The 18,419-nt window shown below is 63.1% G+C and carries 21 protein-coding genes and 1 pseudogene; 13 read left to right on the top strand and 9 right to left on the bottom strand.

Annotated elements, in window-relative coordinates; translation table 11 throughout:
* Positions 1–12: 12 nt before the first annotated feature.
* From EBBID32_RS13805 to EBBID32_RS13780, 6 genes and pseudogenes are all read left to right on the top strand, one after another.
* Positions 13–798, top strand: a pseudogene (locus EBBID32_RS13805) (Hsp70 family protein); the annotation flags it as partial.
* 86 nt (positions 799–884) lie between these two features.
* A complete protein-coding gene (cobS, locus tag EBBID32_RS13800; protein WP_006959029.1) occupies positions 885–1,892 on the top strand; it encodes a cobaltochelatase subunit CobS in 1,008 nt (335 codons plus the stop codon).
* Positions 1,893–1,930: 38 nt separating this feature from the next.
* On the top strand, positions 1,931–2,227 hold the full coding sequence (locus EBBID32_RS13795; RefSeq protein ID WP_006959027.1) for a nucleotidyltransferase family protein: 297 nt from the start codon (positions 1,931–1,933) through the stop codon (positions 2,225–2,227).
* Complete coding sequence (locus EBBID32_RS13790) at positions 2,217–2,564, top strand: HepT-like ribonuclease domain-containing protein (RefSeq protein ID WP_006959026.1); 348 nt, start codon at positions 2,217–2,219, stop codon at positions 2,562–2,564. The genes EBBID32_RS13795 and EBBID32_RS13790 overlap by 11 nt, the downstream gene beginning before the upstream one ends.
* Positions 2,561–4,387 carry a cobaltochelatase subunit CobT gene (cobT, locus tag EBBID32_RS13785; RefSeq protein WP_006959025.1) on the top strand — a complete coding sequence of 609 codons (1,827 nt, stop codon included), beginning with the start codon at positions 2,561–2,563 and terminating at the stop codon, positions 4,385–4,387. The genes EBBID32_RS13790 and cobT overlap by 4 nt, the downstream gene beginning before the upstream one ends.
* 3 nt (positions 4,388–4,390) lie before the next feature.
* A complete protein-coding gene (locus tag EBBID32_RS13780) occupies positions 4,391–4,861 on the top strand; it encodes a GreA/GreB family elongation factor (protein WP_006959024.1) in 471 nt (156 codons plus the stop codon).
* A 60-nt stretch (positions 4,862–4,921) separates the two neighbouring features.
* Here EBBID32_RS13780 and EBBID32_RS13775 read toward each other — a convergent pair whose 3' ends face one another.
* The 3 genes from EBBID32_RS13775 to EBBID32_RS13765 form a co-directional block, all read right to left on the bottom strand.
* Positions 4,922–5,413 carry a Dps family protein gene (locus EBBID32_RS13775; protein ID WP_006959022.1) on the bottom strand — a complete coding sequence of 164 codons (492 nt, stop codon included), beginning with the start codon at positions 5,411–5,413 and terminating at the stop codon, positions 4,922–4,924.
* A 100-nt stretch (positions 5,414–5,513) separates the two neighbouring features.
* Entirely contained in the window at positions 5,514–6,080 is a 567-nt protein-coding gene (locus EBBID32_RS13770; RefSeq protein WP_006959020.1) for a TMEM165/GDT1 family protein, read from the bottom strand.
* 13 nt (positions 6,081–6,093) lie between these two features.
* Complete coding sequence (locus tag EBBID32_RS13765) at positions 6,094–6,420, bottom strand: hypothetical protein (RefSeq protein ID WP_006959018.1); 327 nt, start codon at positions 6,418–6,420, stop codon at positions 6,094–6,096.
* Positions 6,421–6,617: 197 nt separating this feature from the next.
* Here EBBID32_RS13765 and rpmG point away from each other — a divergent pair, with 197 nt between their 5' ends.
* Positions 6,618–6,785, top strand: coding sequence for a 50S ribosomal protein L33 (gene rpmG / locus EBBID32_RS13760; protein ID WP_006959016.1), 168 nt, complete (start codon positions 6,618–6,620; stop codon positions 6,783–6,785).
* Positions 6,786–6,960: 175 nt separating this feature from the next.
* Here rpmG and EBBID32_RS13755 read toward each other — a convergent pair whose 3' ends face one another.
* Both EBBID32_RS13755 and EBBID32_RS13750 read right to left on the bottom strand, forming a co-directional pair.
* Positions 6,961–8,796, bottom strand: coding sequence for a PhoX family protein (locus EBBID32_RS13755; RefSeq protein WP_006959014.1), 1,836 nt, complete (start codon positions 8,794–8,796; stop codon positions 6,961–6,963).
* Between the two features lie 136 nt (positions 8,797–8,932).
* Positions 8,933–9,295 (bottom strand): response regulator, encoded by a 363-nt coding sequence (locus tag EBBID32_RS13750; RefSeq protein WP_196805667.1) that lies wholly within the window; start codon positions 9,293–9,295, stop codon positions 8,933–8,935.
* Between the two features lie 71 nt (positions 9,296–9,366).
* On the opposite strand from EBBID32_RS13750, the gene EBBID32_RS13745 reads away from it, so the two are divergent.
* From EBBID32_RS13745 to EBBID32_RS13730, 4 genes are all read left to right on the top strand, one after another.
* Positions 9,367–9,654, top strand: a complete 288-nt coding sequence (locus EBBID32_RS13745) for a DUF3572 domain-containing protein (RefSeq protein WP_037490800.1) — start codon at positions 9,367–9,369, stop codon at positions 9,652–9,654.
* Positions 9,651–10,307: a hypothetical protein gene (locus tag EBBID32_RS13740; RefSeq protein ID WP_006959009.1), complete on the top strand. Its 657-nt coding sequence runs from the start codon at positions 9,651–9,653 to the stop codon at positions 10,305–10,307. Before EBBID32_RS13745 ends, EBBID32_RS13740 begins: the two co-directional genes overlap by 4 nt.
* Entirely contained in the window at positions 10,304–10,768 is a 465-nt protein-coding gene (locus tag EBBID32_RS13735; protein WP_006959007.1) for a RidA family protein, read from the top strand. The genes EBBID32_RS13740 and EBBID32_RS13735 overlap by 4 nt, the downstream gene beginning before the upstream one ends.
* A gap of 86 nt (positions 10,769–10,854) precedes the next feature.
* Positions 10,855–11,988, top strand: coding sequence for a GNAT family N-acetyltransferase (locus tag EBBID32_RS13730; RefSeq protein WP_006959005.1), 1,134 nt, complete (start codon positions 10,855–10,857; stop codon positions 11,986–11,988).
* Here EBBID32_RS13730 and EBBID32_RS13725 read toward each other — a convergent pair.
* The gene (locus EBBID32_RS13725) at positions 11,985–12,281 is read right to left on the bottom strand and encodes a hypothetical protein (RefSeq protein ID WP_037490797.1); all 297 of its coding nucleotides are present in this window, start codon (positions 12,279–12,281) and stop codon (positions 11,985–11,987) included. The genes EBBID32_RS13730 and EBBID32_RS13725 overlap by 4 nt on opposite strands.
* A 232-nt stretch (positions 12,282–12,513) precedes the next feature.
* Here EBBID32_RS13725 and EBBID32_RS13720 point away from each other — a divergent pair, with 232 nt between their 5' ends.
* Complete coding sequence (locus EBBID32_RS13720) at positions 12,514–13,788, top strand: multidrug effflux MFS transporter (RefSeq protein WP_037490794.1); 1,275 nt, start codon at positions 12,514–12,516, stop codon at positions 13,786–13,788.
* A gap of 56 nt (positions 13,789–13,844) precedes the next feature.
* Here the strand turns inward: EBBID32_RS13720 and EBBID32_RS13715 are convergent, their stop codons facing one another.
* Complete coding sequence (locus EBBID32_RS13715) at positions 13,845–15,425, bottom strand: amino acid permease (RefSeq protein WP_006958998.1); 1,581 nt, start codon at positions 15,423–15,425, stop codon at positions 13,845–13,847.
* A gap of 155 nt (positions 15,426–15,580) precedes the next feature.
* Here EBBID32_RS13715 and pgeF point away from each other — a divergent pair, with 155 nt between their 5' ends.
* On the top strand, positions 15,581–16,342 hold the full coding sequence (gene pgeF, locus EBBID32_RS13710) for a peptidoglycan editing factor PgeF (RefSeq protein ID WP_006958996.1): 762 nt from the start codon (positions 15,581–15,583) through the stop codon (positions 16,340–16,342).
* Between the two features lie 266 nt (positions 16,343–16,608).
* On the opposite strand, the gene EBBID32_RS24955 is transcribed toward pgeF, so the two are convergent.
* Positions 16,609–17,082 (bottom strand): hypothetical protein, encoded by a 474-nt coding sequence (locus EBBID32_RS24955; protein WP_231382201.1) that lies wholly within the window; start codon positions 17,080–17,082, stop codon positions 16,609–16,611.
* Positions 17,083–17,147: 65 nt separating this feature from the next.
* A complete protein-coding gene (locus EBBID32_RS13705; RefSeq protein ID WP_006958992.1) occupies positions 17,148–18,383 on the bottom strand; it encodes a right-handed parallel beta-helix repeat-containing protein in 1,236 nt (411 codons plus the stop codon).
* Positions 18,384–18,419 lie beyond the last annotated feature (36 nt).

Raw genomic sequence — 18,419 nt, 5'->3', positions numbered from 1 at the left:
TCCTCATAGGATCTGGGCGCCGCGTTCAGCTATGCCAGCCGCCTGACGCAGGCCGCGACGATCCTGGTTGCGGACTTTGGCGGCGGCACCAGCGATTTTTCCATCGTGCGGGTAGAGGCACCGGGTGCGGCGCGGCGGGCGACGCCTTTGGGATCGGCGGGCATCGGCATTGCGGGTGACCGGTTCGACTATCGGATCATGGACCATCTGGTGCTGCCGATGCTGGGCAAGGGCGGCAGTTACCAGTCGTTCGGCAAGACGCTGGAGATACCGCGCAGCTATTTCGCCGATTTTGCCGACTGGTCGCGCCTGGCGCTGATGCGCAACCGGCGGACGATGGACGAGCTGGCGCGACTGCAGAAATCCGCCGATGAACCCGCCGCGATCGGGCGGATGATGACGGTGATCGAAAAGGAGCTAGGCTATCCGCTCTATGATGCGGTGGGCAGCCTGAAGCGGGCGCTGTCGGCGCAGGAAAGCGCGGCGTTCCGCTTTACCGGTGGCGGGCTGGAGATTGAAACGCAGGTCAGCCGCGCCGATTTCGAGCGCTGGATCGCGCCCGATATCGCCCGGATCGAGGCAACGGTGGACAAGGCGCTGGCGACCGCAGGCGTAAGCGCGGACGCCATCGACCGGGTGTTCCTGACCGGCGGATCGTCGCTGATCCCGGCGATAAGGGGGATATTCGATGCGCGTTTCGGGGCCGACCGGATTGCGACCGGGGGCGAACTCACCTCCATCGCGCACGGGCTGGCGCTGATCGGGCAGGAGGCCAATCTGGCCGAATGGGCCGCTTGATCCGGCGCATCCTTGCCCCCACTCTATCGACACGGCCTTCATGGATCGGTTAGGGCTGGCATGACTCGCAGGAAGATGATGACCCGATGACTGATATTTCCAACGTTCAGCCCGACACGCGCGCCGAAACGCTGATGGATGCGCCCGACCGGTTCGTGGACGCGCGCGATGTGTTCGGCATCGACGTCGACATGCAGATCCCCGCCTTCAGCGAAGCGGACGAGCGCGTGCCGGACCTGGACCCCGCTTATGTGTTCGACCCGGACACCACGCTGGCCATATTGGCGGGCTTCGCCTTCAACCGCCGCGTCATGGTGCAGGGCTATCATGGCACGGGCAAATCGAGCCATATCGAACAGGTCGCCGCGCGCCTGAAATGGCCGTGCATCCGCATCAATCTGGACGCGCATATCAGCCGCATCGACCTGGTCGGGCGCGACGCCATCGTCCTGAAAGACGGGCAGCAGGTCACCGAGTTCAAGGAAGGCCTGCTCCCCTGGTCGTTGCAGCGGCCGGTCGCCCTGGTGTTCGACGAATATGATGCCGGTCGTCCCGACGTGATGTTCGTGATCCAGCGCGTGCTGGAAACGGACGGCAAGATGACGTTGCTCGACCAGAATCGCGTGATCAGGCCCAACCCCTGGTTCCGCCTGTTCGCGACCGCCAATACGGTGGGTCTGGGCGATACGACCGGCCTCTATCACGGCACGCAGCAGATCAACCAGGGCCAGATGGACCGGTGGAATCTGGTGGTGGCGCTCAATTATCTGCCCGCCGCGACCGAGGCGCAGGTGGTGCTGGCCAAGTCCGGCGAATATGATCATGAGGGCGGCCGCAAGGAAGTCGAGAATATGATCAAGGTCGCCGAACTGACGCGGCAGGGCTTCATCAACGGCGATATTTCCACCGTCATGTCGCCGCGCACGGTGATCAGCTGGGCGCAGAACGCGCTGATATTCAAAAATGTCGGCTTCGCGTTCCGGCTGTCCTTCCTCAACAAATGCGATGAGGCGGAACGGGCGCTGGTGGCCGAATATTATCAGCGCGTGTTCGGCAAGGATCTGCCGGAGAGCGTGGTGGGGAAGGCGGGGTAAGGCTGGCTCCGGCCTGCCCGATCCGGTATATTGCGACCATGGACAGCAGCACCGCCATAGCCCGGCTCAAAGCCCATGAAGCCGAATTGCGCGCGATGGGCGTGGTGAGCCTGTCGCTGTTCGGATCGACCGCGCGGGGCGAACAGCGGGCGGATTCGGACGTGGATGTGGCCGCGCAACTGGTGAATGACGGGCGCATCGGTCTGTTTGAACTGGCCGGCATTGGTGAACGGGTGCGCGAACTGCTGGGCGTAGGCGTCGATTTCGTCAGCGAACCGACACGCAAGGCGCGGTTTCAGGCCGAAATCGACCGGGACCGCATTCGTGTCTTCTAGGCGAGAGTCGCAACGGCTGGCCGACATTAGCGAGAATATCGACGCGATCGACCTGTATCTGGCCGGGATGACGTTCGAGGCGTTCGCGGTGGATCGTAAAACGATCGACGCGAGTGAACGGTGCCTGGAACGGATCATCGAAGCGACCGTCAAGATTGGCGAGGACCGGATGCAAGAGATTGCACCGGCCATTCCGGCGCGATCCGTCCGTGGACTGGGTAATATGTTGCGCCATGCCTATGACGATATCGACCTGACCTATATTTTCACGACGATCCGGCGTGACTTGCCCACCCTCCGCGCAGCCTGTGTTGCAGCGCTCAAGGATCTGCCATGACCGAACGTTCCCCCCTCGATGCCTTCAAGGACGTGCTGTCGGGCGCGGCGCGGTCTATGGCGCGCGATGCGGAGGTGGAGGTGGGCTTTACCGCCGATGCGCCGCATCTGGCGGGCAAGGCGATCAAGGTGCCGACGCCCGCGCGGACTTTACCGGCTGATCAGGTGGCGCTGGCGCGGGGCTTTGCCGATGCCAATGCGCTGAAATTGCGGCATCATAGCGCGAAGATCCACGCGGCGTCCGCGCCGGGCGAGGCGGTGGCGCGCGCCGTGTTCGACGCGGTCGAGCAGGCGCGGGTCGAGGCGATCGGATCGCGGCAAATGGAGGGGGTGCGCGCAAACCTCAACCATGCGCTCGACCTGCGGCTGAAGTCCGATGCGATCCGCCGGGCGCGATCGGCCGACGAGGTGCCGCTGTCCACCGCGCTGGCGCTCAAGGTGCGCGAGCGGCTGACCGGGCAGCCGATCCCCAAAGACGTGGCGGCGGGCGTCGCGATGGTCGAACAATGGATCGAGGACAAGGCCGGGCATGATCTGGATGCGCTGGCGCTGGCGATCGATGACCAGCGGGCGTTCCAGAAGCTGACCACCGCGATGCTGGAACATCTCCAGCTGATCGATGCCGATGTGCCGCCCGATACCGACGAGCCGGAATCGCAGGATGAGGGCGACGAGGATGAGGAACAGTCGGAGGACGGCGATTCGGGGCAGGAGGAATCCGGCGACAGCAATGTAAATGCCGAGGCCCGCGCCGAAGATCAGGGCGGCGACACCGAAGAGGGCGAAACCGAATATAGCGACGAATTCGACGCCGACAGCGATGCGGGCGCGGACGATATGGGCGAGGAAGGCATGATGCCGGTCCGCCCCAACCGGCCGATATCCGACCTGCCGCCGGGCTTCGATTACAAGGCCTATACGACCAAGCATGACGAGATCGTCACCGCCGACGAGCTGTGCGACGAGGAGGAACTGGTGCGGTTGCGCGGCTTCCTCGACCAGCAGCTCGTCAGCCTGCAGGGGGCGGTGACCAAGCTGGCCAACCGGCTGCAACGGCGGTTGATGGCGCAACAATCGCGATCCTGGGATTTCGATCAGGATGAGGGGATGCTGGATGCCGCGCGGCTGGCGCGGGTCATCATCGATCCCACACGGTCGCTGACCTACAAGATCGAACGCGATACCGAATTTCGCGACACGGTAGTGACGCTGCTGATCGACAATTCAGGGTCGATGCGCGGGCGGCCGATCAGCATCGCGGCGATCAGCGCCGACATCATGGCGCGCACGCTGGAGCGGTGCGGGGTCAAGACGGAGATATTGGGCTTTACCACGCGGGCGTGGAAGGGCGGACAGGCGCGCGAGGAGTGGCTGGCCGCCGGGCGACCGCCGATGCCGGGGCGGCTCAACGACCTGCGTCATATCGTGTACAAGAAGGCCGACGAGCCGTGGCGGCGAGCGCGCAAAAATCTGGGCCTGATGATGCGCGAAGGGCTGCTGAAGGAAAATATCGACGGCGAGGCGCTGCTTTGGGCGCACAGCCGGTTGATCGCGCGCCATGAGGAGCGGCGCATCCTGATGGTGATTTCGGACGGCGCGCCGGTGGATGATTCGACCCTGTCGGTCAACAGCGGCACCTATCTGGAACGGCATTTGCGGCAGGTGATCGATTGGATCGAGAACCGCTCACCGGTGCAACTGGTCGCGATCGGCATCGGCCATGACGTGACGCGATACTATAAGCGCGCAGTGACGATCATGGACGCAGAACAGCTGGGCGGGACGATGGTGGAGCAGCTGGCCGGATTGTTTGATGAAGATTGAGCCATGAGTGTCGCCTTTCGTCGCGAGGGCGATGATGAGCATATGGAACCCAAGTTCGAGCTGCCGATCCCGGCGGGGCCGAACTGGGTGACGGTGCGGGGACTGCGGCTGACGCGGGAGAAGGTCGCGGCGCTGGAAGCCGTCGATTGCGACGCCATGGCCGAAGAGGATGCCAAGAAGCATAAGCGCGTGCTGCGCTACTGGCGCACGCGGCTGGCGACGGCGGAATTGCGGCCGGTGGCGGCGGGGGATGTGGTCGCTTTCGGGTGCCGGGTGACCTATCGGCTCAACGGGCGGGACAAGATGGTGGCGATCGTCGGCGATGATGAGGCTGATCCGGCGGACGGGCGGATCAGTTTTTCCGCCCCGCTGGCGCGCGCGATAATGGATGCGGCGGTGGGCGAAATGATCGATTTTGCCGGGAAGGCGGATGCGGTGGAGATTTTGGCGATCGCGTTGATCGACGAAGAATAAGGTTACGCGGAGACGCGGAGGCTTTTCCTCCGAGCCTCCGCGTCTCCGCGCGATTTTTGCTTACGCGCCCCGGCCCGCCTCGAACAGGAACCAGGCGCGCTGTTCGGCCTGGTCGGTCCAGTCGTCGACAATGCCTTCGGTCGCGTTGTCGCCAGCTTCGGTCGCGGCGGCCTTCACCGCGCGGAAGGATTCGACCAGCGCCAGATTGTCGTTGCGCAATTCCATCAGCATGTCGGCGGGGCTGACGAATTCGGCGTCATTGTCGGTCAGGCTCTGATGGCGCGAAATATCGCCGATCGAGCGCAGGGTGACATTGCCGGTCTTGCGCACACGCTCGGCAATCAGGTCGGTGGTGGCAAGGATTTCGGTCGCCTGTTCATCGAACATCAGATGATAGTCGCGGAAATGCGGGCCGGAGACATGCCAGTGGAAATTCTTGGTCTTGAGATACAGCGCATAGCTGTCCGCCAGCACGCCGTTGAGCGCCTGCGCCACGGACTTGGTCGCGTTGCTTTTGAGGTCAGTGGGGGTCTTGAGATCGGCGGCGGTCATATATCCTCCTGGGCGGTGCGATATTGGTTTCGGACATATAATGATCAACGGCCCGGAAGGTGCCACGGAAAAACGCGATCAGCCTGATGAAAGAAAGCGATCAGAGCAGGGCCAGCGCCGACAGGGCCATGATGCCCCCGGCGATCAGCAACAGCATGCCGCCACCCAGCCGGATCGCGCGGATGGGCAGGACGGCGAAGAGCCGGTCGCGCAGCAGGACCACGGGCACGGACGCGGCGATGACGCCGATCGCGCCGCCGACGGCCGCCAGCACCGGATTGCCGCTGTGCGTCGTGATGCCCAGAATCAGGAATTGCGGACCGTCGCCAAAACCCAGGATGAAGAGGCCGAGCATCGTGGTGACGAAAGCGCCGGTCGGCCAGTTCGCCAGCGGATCGGGCGATGTCACCGGCCAGAACAGGCCGATTCCCAAAAACAGCACGGAAAGCGAAAGGAAGAGCAGCCGGGCGTCCGCCCCCAGCATCGGGCCGATCCACGCGCCTGCGGTGGCGGAGATGGCGGCGTTGGCGATGGCGGCGGCGACGATGCCCGCGATCACGGCTCCATTGCGCTGATAACGGGCGGCGAGCGCGAGGACGAGCAACTGGCTCTTGTCACCGATTTCGCCGAGCAGGCAGCCGAGCAGGGCAAGCAGCAGGGCGTCCATCGACGGCGCTGGTTCAGGCGCGCAGGGTGGGACGTGCGGCGGGCGTCCGGTGCGCCATGATCGGCACGATGTCGGCGACCGGCATGTCCGTGGCGATCGCGTCGCGCATCAGGTCGAGATAGGACAGCACCACCGGACCAAGGCCATGGAGCGAGAGTGCCGATTCGAGCGTCCCGGCCAGCCCTTCGACCGCATCGAGGCGAAAGGCGCGGGCGATGTGGCGAATCTGGTCGACTTCATCGTGCAACCGGGCGACCGACAAATGACCGCGCTGGCCCGCCAGCCCGTCGACCCGTCGCATCAGGTCGGCCAATATCGCCTGTATCGGATCATGTCGCATGGGAAAGCCCCTTCCCTGTCCTGTCGTCCCATTGGCATGATGCGCCTGTCTGGTTAAGACCGGGTAAACCGGCCCAGCCAAGCGCGCCAACCTTGACAGCGCTGCGAATCTGCCCCATGGGCGACCGCTGAAACGGGGCGGTCCTGACATTTGGCGGGCCGCTCTTACTTTTTATATTCACGTCCGGGGATAAGGCCATGGCCAAGCCAGCAACTGTCAAGATTCGCCTCGTCAGCACCGCTGACACCGGCTTCTTCTACGTCACCAAGAAGAACCCGCGCACCAAGACCGAAAAGCTGAGCTTCAGCAAATATGATCCGGTCGTGCGCAAGCATGTCGAGTTCAAGGAAGCCAAGATCAAGTAAGCCGCTACGGGGCTTGCGCCCCGCGCGCCTGATCGGTTTTCAACTACGCAAAAAGGCCCGTTCCATTGCTGGAACGGGCCTTTTGCTGTTAGTTCGGGCCATTTGGTACGCCCCGATCCAGATACGCACCGTCATTCCGGCGAACGCCGGAATGACGGTGGAGATATAGGCTGGATCAGTTACCGACCGGTTGGCTGTCCGTGCGGCGGACCACGATGGTCGAGGAGCGCGGTGGTTGCCCGGCGACCGGCCAGTTGCCCGTGGGATGCTGGATGTTGATGAAGAAGGTCTTGAGGTCCGGCGTATAGGCAAGGCCGGTGATTTCGCAGCCGGTTGGCCCCACCAGAAAACGGGTCGACCTCTTCGTTGCCTGATCGACATAATACATGGAGTTGTTGCCGAACACCGACGTGGTCGAACTGCTGGTGCTGGCGTCGGTCTGGACCCAAAGGCGACCCTTGGGGTCGATGCGCAGGCCATCGGGGCTGGAGAAGGCGTCGCCGTTGATATTGCCCTTGAGATTATCGTCGGCCAGGGTCGGGCTGCCCGCCAGCAGGAAGATTTCCCAGCTGAATGTGGTGGCGAGCGGCGAATTGCCCTCTTCCTTGAACTTGACGATATGGCCGTGGCGGTTGGTGACACGCGGGTTGGCCGGGTCAGTGACGCGGCGGCTGCCATTGTTGGTCAGGGTGACGAAGATCGCGCTGTTGTCGGGCGCAACCGTGATCCATTCGGGCCGATCCATGACCGTGCCACCGGCAACGCGCGCGGCCGACTGGCAGTTGATCAGCACGTCGGCCTGGCTGTTGAAGTCCACCGTGGCGGGGGCAGGCGGGGTGGTGAACTGGCTGACATCGCCCGGATCGGACGCGCCGGTGGTCAGGCCGTTCTGGCCACGCACGAGCGCGCGCCATTCGCCGGTGCCATCGCCATTGAAGCGCGCGACATAGAGCGTACCATAGTCGAGCAGGTCGATATTGGCCGCGCGGTTGGCGGTGGAGAAAGCACGGTCGGGGATGAATTTATAAATGCAGCCCGGCGTCGTGTCGTCGCCCATATAGATGGCGACGCGATTGTCGCTATTGGCCATATAGGCGGTGTTTTCATGGCTGAAACGGCCAAGCGCGGTGCGCTTGGTCGGGGCGGCCAGTTCCTGATAGGGATCGATTTCGACTACCCAGCCATAATCTTCGGCAGGCTGGGTCGGGTCGAGATAATTGTCGGTGGTTTCCTCGCAGGTCAGATAGGTGCCCCAGGGGGTGCGGCCCGACGCGCAATTGTTGAGCATCCCCTTGATCGAGCTGGACAGCAGGCCAGCGGCGGGACCACCCGCGCGATAGATGTCGTTGCCGGTATAGCGCTTGTTGAAGCGCGACCCGGCCTTGACCGCCCATTTGCCGTCGCTGGCCTTGGCGATTTCGACGACGGAGATACCGACTGCCGACAGGGCCAGCGCCTTTTGATCGGCCGTGGCGGTGGCGGCATTGTAGCTGCCGGACATCAATATGTTGAAGTCGGGATATTCATGGTTCAGCGCCAGCAGACCGCCGCTATTGGCGTCGGTGCCCGACAGGTCGAAATATTCCATGCCATCATGATTGCCACCGGCCCATTTTTCGGCGTCGGCAGGCGTGGGAAAGCTGCCGGAATAGGGTGTGCCGGTTTCGACCGAATCACCGGCTTTGAGCAAGATATCAACGGTGTAGCCGGTCGGCACGGTGACCGTGTCATTCTGGTTGGCGGCAACACCGGCAAAGTTGATGGCATAGCTGTCGGTCGGGGTGGGGGTCGGCGTGGGCGTCGGGGCTGGCGTGGCGCCCGCGTCATCGTCGCCACAGGCGGACAACATGCCCAGCATCGGCAGGATCGACAGGCCCATCAGGCCGTTTTTCAGGATGGTGCGGCGCGCCGGATTGGCAGCGACGATCGCTTCCAGACTATTGTCACCCATGGCGATGGTCGGTTGCGCATCACGAAAGGGCGCGCGCGCTTCGTCGGTGAGATGGGACATGGTTCATTACCCTTACTGCGTTTCCGGGGCTGTCGGCCGAGCGCCGCGCCCCTGTGGCCGAGGCGCAGTGCCAGCACCGGATGACAAGCGGACGGCGGGACCGGGTCAGGGTGATGAAAACGGCATGACAGGGGCGTTACAGCAGGCTGTTCACCTGTTCGACAAAGCGTAGAACCGAAATGGGCTTGGACACATAGGCCTGCGCCCCGGCGGCGCGAATCCGCTCCTCGTCGCCCTTCCCGGCATAGGCGGTCACCGCCATGATCGGCACGGCGGACAGGCGGTCATCGGCTTTCAAGGAAATGATGAGGTCCAGCCCGCTGACATGGGGCAAATGGATGTCGGTGATCACAAGGTCCGGCAGGAAGTCGCGCGCCTGCACCAGCACGTCGCGACCGTCGCGCATCGGCAACACTTCATGGCCGTGGGCCCGCAGCAAATCGCAAAAAAGTTTCAGATTAAGTTCGTTGTCCTCGACAACAAGCACGCGCTTTGCCACCAGTCACCCATAATTTCCAAGCAGCCCATGAAGCGCGCCATCCCCTGGCCGCCCCCCGCCGAAAGCCGATCATGCGACCCGACACCTATAATGGCAAGCAAGATAGCGGCACCGACCCGGCGACGCTGGCGCTGATGGCGCTGGGCTGGATATTGGCAGACGGGCAGCGGGCCGACCGGCTGCTGGCGCTGACCGGGCTGGACAGCGATACGCTGCGCGCCGGGATCGACAACCCGGCGATATTGAGCGCGGTGCTGGCTTTTCTGGCCGATCATGAGCCGGACCTGGTCGCCTGCGCCGAGGCGATCGACACGCGCCCCGACCTATTGATCGCCGCGCAGGAGAGTTTGAGCCGATGACCCGCCCATTGATCATCACCGATTGCGACGAGGTGCTGTTGCACATGGTCGTGCCGTTTCGCGCCTGGCTGGACGAGACGCATGATGTGCATTTCAACATGCATGATCGCGGTTTTGCCGAAGCGTTGCGGCACAAGGATAGCGGCCTTGTGATCGAGCGTGAGCGGGTATGGGCGTTGCTGGTCGAATTTTTCGATACCGAAATGCACCGGCAAGCGCCGATTTCAGGCGCGGTCGAGGCGCTGGGGCGGCTGGCGCAGGTCGCCGACATCGTCGTGCTGACCAATATTGGCGAGCGTCATCATCAATTGCGGGTCGAGCAGCTGGCCAGCCATGGGATGGGCCTGCCGGTACACTGGAATGCGGGGCCAAAGGGCCGCCCGCTGGCCCGCATCGTGGCGGAGCGTGCGCCTAGTGTGGCGTTGTTCATCGACGATCTGGCCGAACATCATGAATCGGTCGCACGCCATGCGCCCGGCGTGTGGCGGCTGCATATGGTGGGTGAGCCGGAAATTGCCCCAACGGTGGCCCCCGCCCCCGGCGCTCATGCGCGGATAGACGATTGGGCGGCGGCAGAACGCTGGATCATGGAAAAGCTGGCCGCGGGGCCGGCACCGACCGAAACACTGACTACAGACGGAGCCTTATCATGAGCATCGACGCCCGCCTTGCCGAACTTGGCATCACCCTTCCCCAGGCCGCAGCCCCGGTCGCGGCCTATGTGTCGAGCGTGGAGGCCAATGGCCTGCTGCATATTTCCGGGCAGATTTCGCTGGCCCCCGACGGGCTGATGACCGGACGACTGGGCGAAGATCGCGAGCTGGATTATGGCGTCGCGGCGGCGCGCATCTGCGGCCTCAATCTGATCGCGCAGATGAAGGCGGCGCTCGGCAGCCTCGACCGGGTCGAGCGGGTGGTGAAGCTGGGCGCATTCATCGCCAGCGCACCATCCTTTACCGACCAGCCCAAGGTCGCCAATGGCGCGTCCGAACTGATGGTCGAGATATTTGGCGATGCCGGCAAGCATGCCCGCAGCGCCGTGGGCGTGCCGGTATTGCCGCTGGGCGCGGTGGTGGAAATCGACGCGATCGTGCTGGTTCGCGCCGCTAACTGACGCTTGCCCTTGCGCAACAGCGGGCGCGACCCAATTTTCCGGTCTGTGACCCATGCCGCCAGACCCGATTCCGTGAAAGCGCGCCGATGAGCGATGTCGTCGTGCGCATCGCGGCGGGGGTAGCCGACCTGCCGCGCGACCAGTGGGATGCCTGCGCAGGGTCCGGTAATCCGTTTGTCAGCTGGGATTTTCTGAGCGCGCTGGAACGGTCGGGCAGCGTGGGCGAAGGGACCGGCTGGCAGCCCCTGCCGCTGCTGATCGACGGGGCGGATGGACAGATTGCCGCCGCCGCGCCGCTCTATGCCAAGAGCCACAGCCAGGGCGAATATGTGTTCGACCATGGCTGGGCCGATGCCTGGGAACGGGCGGGCGGGCGCTATTATCCCAAGATCCAGATCGCCGCACCTTTCTCCCCCGTGCCCGGTCCCCGGCTGCTGCTGCGCGACAAGGGGCTGGCCCCGGCACTGATCGCGGGGATCGAGACGCTGGTGGAACGCAACCGGCTGTCGTCGGCCCATGCGACCTTTGTGGCACCGGAACAGATCGCACATTTCGAGGCGGCGGGCTGGCTGATCCGTGAGGACAGCCAGTTTCACTGGTCCAATCGCTGCTATGGCTGTTTCGATGATTTTCTGGCCGACCTGTCGAGCGCCAAGCGCAAGACCATCCGCAAGGAACGTGCGCGGGCAGTGGAGGGGCTGGAGATCGTCCATCTGACCGGCCAAGACCTGACCGAAGCCCATTGGGACATATTCTGGGATTTTTATCAGGATACCGGCGCGCGCAAATGGGGGACGCCCTATCTGACGCGGTCCTTCTTCTCGCTGCTGGGCGAGACGATGGCCGACCGTGTGCTGTTGATGCTGGCGCTGCGCGAGGGGCAGGCGATTGCGGGCGCGCTCAACCTGATCGGTGCGGATACGCTCTATGGCCGCTATTGGGGCTGTAACGCGGAGGTGCCGAACCTCCATTTCGAGCTATGCTATTATCAGGCGATCGACGTCGCGATCGCGCGTGGCCTTGGCCGCGTGGAGGCGGGGGCGCAGGGCGGGCACAAGCTGGCGCGCGGCTATGCCCCCGAACCGACATTTTCCGCCCATTTTATTCCCGATCCCGGCTTTCGCCGCGCGGTAGCCGATTTCCTGACCGCAGAGCGGGCGGGCGTGCAACAGGACCGGCAATGGCTGGCCGGGCGGACGCCGTTCAGGAAAGGGGATTAGGCCGCGCGAACCTGGGTGCTGGCGATCCACGCACGGGCCTGACGCTGGGCCTCGGCGATTTCGCGGGCGGTCATTTCCTCGGCAATTTCAGCGCGCATCGCCTGGCCCTCTTCACTGCCGCCAAGGGCCGCCAGATTGAACCATTTATGCGCCTCGATCAGGTCGATCGGCATATCGCCGGTGCCGCAGCTGAAGGCGACGCCCAGATCGAAACAGGCCTCTGCCGATCCGCCAGCCGCCCGCGCCATCCGGCTATCACTTAGAAATTGCGCACTCTTGATACTATTGCCCATGACCCTGTTCCCTTTTCCAACGCTAACCCAATGGACGACAACCCTTGTTCTTTTTCCACAGGGGGCAGGTTGGACCGGCAGCTGCTAAAAAATGGTTAACGGCTTTGGGCACATATCGGGCCGGACTCGCGATGTTCCGGGAGCAGGCAAGGTTAACGCGGGTCGGGCGACGCGATGAAGCGTGGCAGATAAGGACTGGCATCGGCGCGTCATAATCCCCATAGCCGCTGGCATGGCCCAAACTCTCCCTTCCGCTAGCGCGCCTGCGGGCAAGGACATCCAGTTCCGCGAATTCGTGCTGCTGTGCGCCTGCCTGATGGCGATGAACGCGCTGTCGATCGACCCGATGCTGCCCGCTTTGCCCGCCATCGGCCGCGATCTGGCGATCGCGCAGCCCAATGACCGGCAACTGGTCATCAGCGTCTATTTTATCGGACTGGGCGTCGGCTCCTTGCTGTTTGGCGTCCTGTCCGACCGTTATGGTCGCAAGCAGGTTCTGGGCTGGGCGATGGTCCTGTTCATCCTGTCGTCCATGGCCTGCGCCGCGGCGCAGAGCTTCCCGATGATGCTGATCGGCCGCACCTGCGCCGGCTTTTTTGCCGGGGCGAGCCGCGTCATCACCGTCGGCATCGTGCGCGACCGGTTTCGCGGCGATGCGATGGCGCGGGTGATGTCGCTGATCTTTGCAGTGTTCATGCTGATCCCGGTGATGGCCCCCAGTTTCGGGCAGGCTATTCTGTGGATCGCACCATGGCGCTGGATCTTCTGGGCGCTGGCGATATTGGCGAGCCTGATCCTGCTATGGATGATCATGCGGATGCCCGAAACATTGCGGCCCGAAAACCGGATGCGGATCACGGTCAGCACCCTGTTGCACACGGTTGGCACGATCATGCGGACGCGCAGTTCGATCGGTTATATGCTGGCCAGCGGCGTGGTGATGGGCGGGCTGATCGGCTTCATCCTGTCGGTCCAGCAGATCTTCTTCGACATTTTCAAGGCCGAGCAGTTCTTTCCGATCGCCTTTGCCGCGATGGCCGGGTGCATGGGGATCGGCAGTCTGGTCAACAGTCGGCTGGTGTCGCGCTTTGGCGCCCGGCGGCTGAGTCAAGGCGCGCTGATCGCCTTCATCCTGATCGCCATCATCCATCTGGCCGTCATCCTGTCCGGGCGGGAGACGATCATGACCTTCATGCTGTTGCAGGCGATGACGATGCTGACCGTCGCCTTCACCGCGTCCAATTTCAGCGCGATCTCGATGGAGCCATTCTCGAAAGGCGCAGGCGTCGCATCCTCCTTTCAGGCATTCCTGACCACCGGCCTGTCGGCGACGCTTGGCAGCATCGTCGGTGCCGCCTTCAACGGTACCACCCTGCCGCTGACCATGGGGCTGCTGGTCTTTGGATCGTTGAGCTTCCTGATCGTGATCTGGGCGGAGCGCGGCAAGCTGTTCACCCGGCCCAATAATCGCGGGCTGCGCGACGTCGAGTTCGAGGCCATGCACTGATGAAGCCGAAGCCATAAAAAACGGGGCGGTTTTACCCGCCCCGTTATTTGTGTCGATCAGGCGTCCTGCCCGCCCGGCGTATGCACGCCGGGCAGCGGCGGCACCGGCTGGGGCGGGATGCCCGCATCCAGTTCCGGCACGTCGCTCACACCGCGCCCGACATGGCTGCGGCTGCGGCTATAGGCGAAATAGACGATCAGGCCGACCGCTGCCCAGCCCACGAACATCAGCTTGGTTTCGACGCCCAGGCTCCAGAACAGATACATGCAGCCCAGGATCGCGATCGGCGCGGTGACCATGATCGCGGGGGTGCGGAAGGGCCGCTTGCGCGACGGATCGGTGCGACGCAGCACCAGCACCGCGATCGACACGGCAGCAAAGGCGAACAAGGTGCCGGAGTTGGAGATGTCCGCAAGGATGCCGACCGGGAAGAAGGCGGCGAACAGCGCGACGAAGATGCCGGTCAGGATGGTGATGACATAGGGCGTCTTGTAGGTCGGATGGACTTTGGAGAACATGGCGGGGAGCAGGCCATCGCGGCTCATGACGAAGAAGATGCGGGTCTGGCCGAACATCATCATCAAAATGACCGAAGGCAAGGCAAGACCAGCGGCCAGGCCGAGCAGATTGCCGATCTGGGGCCAGCCGATTTCACGCAGGGTCCAGGCCAGCGCCTCCTTCGAGCAGGTGACAGCCTCGGTGCCAGCGGCAGCCAGCGCGGCGCATTGTTGCGACAGGGCGGTCGAACCGGGGGCAAGGGCGATGCCGCCTTCGCCAATCGGGATGCCGCCTGCCGTGACCGGCTGCGCGCCGACAGTGCCGATGACGCCAGCAGCCACGAGCATGTAGAAGATGGTGCAGATGCCAAGCGAACCGATCAGGCCGATCGGCATGTTACGCTGGGGGTTTTTGGTTTCCTCGGCCGCGGTGGAGACGGCATCAAAGCCGACATAGGCGAAAAAGATCGAGGCGGCGGCGGCCGAAATGCCGGAAAAACCAAGCGGGGCGAAGGGGGTGAACTTCTCCATATTCATGACCGGCAGCGCCAGCACGATGAACAGGGTCAGTGCCGCAACCTTGATCAGCACCAGCACGGCATTGACCGACGCGCTTTCCTTGGTGCCGATCACCAGCAGCCAGGTGACCAGACCGGCGATCAGCATCGCGGGCAGGTTGACCATGCCGCCATCAAACGGTCCCCGCGTCAGCAGATCGGGAATGTCGAGATGGAATGTATGTTCGATAAGACCGACGACATAGCCGGACCAGCCGACCGATACCGCGCCCGCCGCAACGGCATATTCCAGGATCAGCGCCCAGCCGACCATCCAGGCGATCAATTCGCCCATCACCGCATAGCTATAGGTATAGGCGGAGCCGGATACCGGCACCATCGCCGCCATTTCAGCGTAACAGAGCGCGGCGACCGCGCAGACGAACCCGGCGATGACGAAGGCGAGCATCATGCCCGGCCCCGCCTTTTGCGCGGCTTCGGCGGTCAGCACGAAAATACCCGTACCAATGACGGCCCCGATGCCGAGCATGGTGAGCTGGAATGCGCCCAGCGAGCGATGCAGCGATTTCTTCTCCGCCGTCGCCAATATGGCGTCGAGAGATTTTACGCGCCCGAATATCATGAATGGAACCCTTTATCTTGCGATGCCTTGCCCCGGCGGCCGGATCACCCGCCCCCTTTTGCTATGGGAGCGGAGACTATCGCCTAATCGCGCGCGCGCAAGTATGTTGCGTCACCGCGACATGACCATCCTGGGTCAGACGATAAGGAGCCATGATGATCGACCTGCTGACAGCGCCCGGCCTGCACGATGTGCCCCATGGTTTTGCCGGGCGGCGCGGCGGCGTGTCGATGGGCATTCATGCCGGGCTGAATGTCGGTCTGGGATCGCAGGATGATCGCGCGGCGGTGTTGCGCAACCGGGAACTGGCGCGCGACGCGGTGATGCCCGGCGCGCAACTGGTGACGGTGCATCAGGTCCATTCGCCCGATGTCGTCACGGTCAGCGGCGCGATAGCGGATGCGGAGCGCCCTGCGGCGGATGCGATGGTGACGGATCGGCCGGGGCTGCTGCTGGGCATATTGACCGCCGACTGCGTGCCGGTGCTGTTTGCAGACGATGCGGCGGGGGTGGTTGGCGCGGCGCATGCGGGATGGAAGGGCGCGATTGGCGGGGTGACAGACCGGACCATTATGGCGATGGAGGCTCTGGGTGCACGGCGCGACCGGTTAGCCTGTGCGATCGGTCCCTGTATCGGGCGAGCCTCCTATGAGGTGACGCTGGATTTTGCCGAACGGTTCGAGCGGGATGACCCGGACAATGCGCGCTTCTTCGCCGCGGGACGGCTGGGCCATGTGCAGTTCGACATCGCGGCCTATGTCGCGTCGCGGCTGGCGGCGGCGGGGGTTGGGCGGATCGACCTGCTGGAGGAGGACACCTATAGCCAGCCGGATCGCTTTTTCAGCTATCGCCGGTCCTGCCATCGGGGCGAGGCGGATTATGGGCGGCAGGTTTCGATGATTGGCCTGGCGGGATGATGGAGCGGGCACCATGAAGCGCTTGCGGGGCGCAAAAGCCAGTCCGGCGCGAAGGCTTATGGCAGCTTCTTTACATAGCCGCCGCCGCTCGGAAGGTATTTTTACACCAAATTGGTCGACAGACTTGCAATATTATTTCAACGACACCCCATATGGTTGGCGTTAAAATCATGAAAGGTGCCTGTTCGCACTTGCAGTAATGCGCAAGCACCGGATCGGTATAGTCATAGACCAACCCTCCGGTGAATCGCGCAATAGTGCAAGCGTCACCGACTTATCCGTGAGCAGAAACCCAAATATTTGATATTCGGCAGTTTTACTGCAAGCCGGTCAATATTATCGTGCCAATCCCGATCCAAAGCGCGGCCGAAACACTCGCTGTGATCAAAAAACGAGACGCATATCTGTGCGGCATTGAATTCAACATACGACCTCTCCGTAATATGGTTTTCTTTTATCCTTAGCATAGGTTTTTTTCTCGTACAGCTACCCAACGATTTTTGTGCATAAAGTTTCCGTTCCGAGACACGGCGAACCGGCTCCGCGTGGCCGGTATCTGCCATGGAAATGCGGCTATGTTCGTAGCTATACTGTTCAAAACAGGCGATGAATTGATGCAGGACGATGCCGGACCAATCGTCTCCGGATCGGGTCCAAAAAAATATGATCCAGGCTGGCCAGAGTGCCGGAAGCCCGACGACAATGCCTAATTGACAGAGTTTACCGCCCGCCCGACGCACAGCAAATCGCTCATGCCCAATGACAGGCGTGAAACTGTGATGACGGTCGCGCTTCGCGCTCGCCGTCAGCCGGGAAAGGGCAGCGCCCGAGGACGCGGACCGGCAGAAATGGAGGGGCGTCCCCCACTCCGGTTGTTCAGGAACCGGATCGCACCCGTTCCCTGCATGGAGCGCAGCTTGCCCGCCTCCCGGCTGAACTGATTGTCGGAAATGGCGATATCCGACGAATAAAGGGCCACCGCCGCGCGGGGATGATTGCGGCCAAGTTCTATCACCGCGCCATAGCCCTGGGACACATCCAGATAATTGCCGCTGATTTCGGCGCGTTGGGCCGCCATGATGTTGACCGCGCGCTTGCCCACGCCCTGAACCACATTGCCGGTCACGCGGACATTGCGCACCTCATACCCTTCATGGCCGGGGCGCGGTGCCATGCGGGGACTGGTCCAGCCGCCCACCAGCACGCCGTCGGACAGGATGTCACTGATCCTATTCGCATCGATCAGGATCTGATCGCTGCCCCCCTTGACCGATATCGCCCCGGTCCTCGATTCCACCTTCGACACGCTATTGTGGGAAATCCGGCCGTTGGTGATGCCCAGCAGGTCGATGCCTTCATCATAGCAATTGGTGATGCTGTTGTCGGCAACCACGACATTGGTGCCGCCATTGATCTTCACGCCGTCTTCCATAGGGTTGTCGATGACATTGCCATAGACCGCGATATTGTTGACGGTATCCTGGTAATCATATCCATTCTGGCTGAACTGGATGCCATTATGGCCCCCGGTGACATGGAAGCCCTGTACCAGGACATTTTCGGTCCCGCCGCCGCCGATCGCCGCCCATTTGCCTTCGCGCGGCGCCACGATGCGGGCCGCCTGCGGGCCATCGGCCGACACCAGCCAGATGGGCGCATCGGGCGTGCCGCTCACTTTTTTGGGAAAGAGGATATTTTCATGATAGGTGCCCGCCTTCACCATGATGGCCGTGCCGGGCCGGGCGATCATCACCGCATCGCCGATCCGGGCAAAGGGACGGTCGCGGCTACCGTCGCCCGCCTCTGCCGGCGCGTCAGCTGATACCCAGACAAAGCGCAGCGGCTTTGCCTTTGCGAACACCGCCGCATCCAGCGCGGCAGGCGGCAATGCCGGCAGCACGTCCGCGTCCATGCGCAATGCCGCGATATCCTGCTGCGTGGCAAGCGCGCGCTCGCCCAGGACGTTGGGATCGTTGGCCGATGCGACGTAAAGGCCGGTGACAGCGGTCAGGACGATACCTGCAATTGCAAAATGGTTCATCGCTTCCCTCTTCGATCGTCAAACAGCGCGCGGTGC

The organism is Sphingobium indicum BiD32 (assembly GCF_000382885.1).
Taxonomy (GTDB): Bacteria; Pseudomonadota; Alphaproteobacteria; order Sphingomonadales; family Sphingomonadaceae; genus Sphingobium; species Sphingobium japonicum_C.
Note: the sequence above shows the minus strand (reverse complement) of the source record. Positions and strands in the feature narration are given on the sequence as shown.

Bases quoted from the DNA above. Each gene is read 5' to 3' on its own strand.
- cobS (WP_006959029.1), top strand. From the start codon at position 885: ATGACTGATATTTCCAACGTTCAGCCCGACACGCGCGCCGAAACGCTG.
- EBBID32_RS13795 (WP_006959027.1), top strand. From the start codon at position 1,931: ATGGACAGCAGCACCGCCATAGCCCGGCTCAAAGCCCATGAAGCCGAA.
- cobT (WP_006959025.1), top strand. From the start codon at position 2,561: ATGACCGAACGTTCCCCCCTCGATGCCTTCAAGGACGTGCTGTCGGGC.
- EBBID32_RS13780 (WP_006959024.1), top strand. From the start codon at position 4,391: ATGAGTGTCGCCTTTCGTCGCGAGGGCGATGATGAGCATATGGAACCC.
- EBBID32_RS13775 (WP_006959022.1), bottom strand. From the start codon at position 5,413: ATGACCGCCGCCGATCTCAAGACCCCCACTGACCTCAAAAGCAACGCG.
- EBBID32_RS13770 (WP_006959020.1), bottom strand. From the start codon at position 6,080: ATGGACGCCCTGCTGCTTGCCCTGCTCGGCTGCCTGCTCGGCGAAATC.
- EBBID32_RS13765 (WP_006959018.1), bottom strand. From the start codon at position 6,420: ATGCGACATGATCCGATACAGGCGATATTGGCCGACCTGATGCGACGG.
- rpmG (WP_006959016.1), top strand. From the start codon at position 6,618: ATGGCCAAGCCAGCAACTGTCAAGATTCGCCTCGTCAGCACCGCTGAC.
- EBBID32_RS13755 (WP_006959014.1), bottom strand. From the start codon at position 8,796: ATGTCCCATCTCACCGACGAAGCGCGCGCGCCCTTTCGTGATGCGCAA.
- EBBID32_RS13745 (WP_037490800.1), top strand. From the start codon at position 9,367: ATGCGACCCGACACCTATAATGGCAAGCAAGATAGCGGCACCGACCCG.
- EBBID32_RS13740 (WP_006959009.1), top strand. From the start codon at position 9,651: ATGACCCGCCCATTGATCATCACCGATTGCGACGAGGTGCTGTTGCAC.
- EBBID32_RS13735 (WP_006959007.1), top strand. From the start codon at position 10,304: ATGAGCATCGACGCCCGCCTTGCCGAACTTGGCATCACCCTTCCCCAG.
- EBBID32_RS13730 (WP_006959005.1), top strand. From the start codon at position 10,855: ATGAGCGATGTCGTCGTGCGCATCGCGGCGGGGGTAGCCGACCTGCCG.
- EBBID32_RS13725 (WP_037490797.1), bottom strand. From the start codon at position 12,281: ATGGGCAATAGTATCAAGAGTGCGCAATTTCTAAGTGATAGCCGGATG.
- EBBID32_RS13720 (WP_037490794.1), top strand. From the start codon at position 12,514: ATGGCCCAAACTCTCCCTTCCGCTAGCGCGCCTGCGGGCAAGGACATC.
- EBBID32_RS13715 (WP_006958998.1), bottom strand. From the start codon at position 15,425: ATGATATTCGGGCGCGTAAAATCTCTCGACGCCATATTGGCGACGGCG.
- pgeF (WP_006958996.1), top strand. From the start codon at position 15,581: ATGATCGACCTGCTGACAGCGCCCGGCCTGCACGATGTGCCCCATGGT.
- EBBID32_RS13705 (WP_006958992.1), bottom strand. From the start codon at position 18,383: ATGAACCATTTTGCAATTGCAGGTATCGTCCTGACCGCTGTCACCGGC.